At 49.1% G+C, this 1308-nt stretch carries 1 protein-coding gene; it reads right to left on the bottom strand.

Annotated features, from left to right (window positions below):
- Positions 1 to 47 precede the first annotated feature (47 nt).
- On the bottom strand, positions 48 to 1214 hold the full coding sequence (locus QMA09_RS17015; protein WP_058384748.1) for an IS256 family transposase: 1167 nt from the start codon (positions 1212 to 1214) through the stop codon (positions 48 to 50).
- Positions 1215 to 1308: the final 94 nt, after the last annotated feature.

Below are 1308 nucleotides of genomic sequence, written 5' to 3'. Positions count from 1 at the left end.
AGTCAAGTCCGAACGATTGTGTAAAATTAGCTACACTGTTTCTAACCTTATTTTGTTAAGCTCTTTTTCTGGCTATAAAGCGTCTTCTCCTGGTGCATGAGGACAGCCCCAATCAGGCGGAAAGCGGATTGCGTATTCGGAAAGATTCGGATGACACGTTCTCTGCGGCGAACCTCCTGGTTCAGGCGTTCCAAGGAGTTGGTGCTGCGGATGTGGACGTGGCGGTTCACGGGCTCGTTCATGTATTGGATCGTGTCATCAAAGCCTTCATCCAAGATAGCGAGTGCTTTTGCATACTTAGGCTGGTCGGCGAAAGCGGTGAACAGGTCCTCTTTGAAATTACGCATATCCTCGATGGTCACTGCCTGAAAGAGGCGTTTCAGCTGAAGACGAAATTCTTCTGAATCTTTTTTCGGTAATTTATCGACGATGTTGCGTTTGAAGTGGACGTTACAGCGTTGCCAACTCGTGCCGATGAATTCCCGCTGGATCGCTTTTTTCAACCCCTTATGGGCGTCTGAAATGACGAGCTTGGGCGACTGGAGCCCTCGGGATTTGAGTTCCTGGAAGAAGCTTTGCCAGCTTTCGAAGCTCTCCGCGTGATCCACTTTCAGCCCCAGGATTTCCCGGCGGTTATCTTCGGTTATAGCCGTGGCGATATAAACCGCTTTGGAAACGACACGGTTGTGTTCACGCACTTTGATGTACATGGCATCCACAAAGACATACGGATAATAGGTGACGTTCAGTGGCCGTGCGGCCCACTCCTTGACGACCGGATCCAGTTTGGTCGTTAACGAAGAGACGAACGACTTGGAGACGCTTTCCCCGCACAGCTGCTCGACAACATGTGTGACTTTGCGCGTGGAGACACCGTTAACGACCATTTCCAGCATCGACAGCATGAGCGCTTGGTCACAGCGAGCGAATTTTTCAAAGGCAGAAGTGGAGAACTCACCGCTGCGCGTGCGCGGCACTTTCAGTCGGATTTTTCCGATTCCGATCGTGTAATCCCTTTCGTAATAACCATTACGTTGGTCAAGACGCTCAGATGAGCGTTCATAGCGCTCAGCTTGCAGGTATTCGTCCCGTTCATTTTCCATGTACGCATTCAACACCAGAACTACCGACGATTTCACGACGGCTTCCATGTTCGAGTTCAAGACAGAGTCTTTCAATAAATCCATATCTACGCTAAAATTAAGGTGGGTCATCATCAATTCCTCCAATGTGATCGTGGTTGTGAACATTGTAGCACAGGGATTGATGGGGCCCTTTTTCCTTTTACACAATTATATGGACTTAATC

Source organism: Planococcus sp. APC 3906 (assembly GCF_030407685.1).
GTDB lineage: Bacteria > Bacillota > Bacilli > Bacillales_A > Planococcaceae > Planococcus > Planococcus koreensis.
The sequence above is the reverse complement of the archived record's forward strand: the minus strand, read 5'-3'. Positions and strand labels throughout refer to the sequence as shown.